The following is a 234-nucleotide window of genomic DNA, read 5'->3' as shown; positions in this document are numbered from 1 at the left end:
TGTTTGCCTTCCATCCTCCACCACAGCGGGCCACGTGGCCCGTCAGGATGTCAGGAACGATAGAATGGATTCGGATAGAAAATGAAGCTGCCCTTGGCTGCAAGCTCGGCCACAATGTTGGTGACTGTATCCTGCATGCGACGGTGCAGTTCGGCAACCGCATCGTCGATCGAGCCCGCATGCTCATGCAAGCCCAGTGCCTCCGGCACCCGGATGTGGGCGCAACGCGGCCCG

The 234-nt window shown here is 60.7% G+C and carries 1 pseudogene; it reads right to left on the bottom strand.

The features are described 5' to 3' along the window. Positions 1–50 precede the first annotated feature (50 nt). A pseudogene (locus EOB49_RS35935) lies at positions 51–234 on the bottom strand (hypothetical protein); the annotation flags it as partial.

This window comes from Mesorhizobium sp. M7A.F.Ca.MR.148.00.0.0 (assembly GCF_003997735.1).
Lineage (GTDB): Bacteria > Pseudomonadota > Alphaproteobacteria > Rhizobiales > Rhizobiaceae > Mesorhizobium.
The sequence above is the reverse complement of the archived record's forward strand: the minus strand, read 5'-3'. Positions and strand labels throughout refer to the sequence as shown.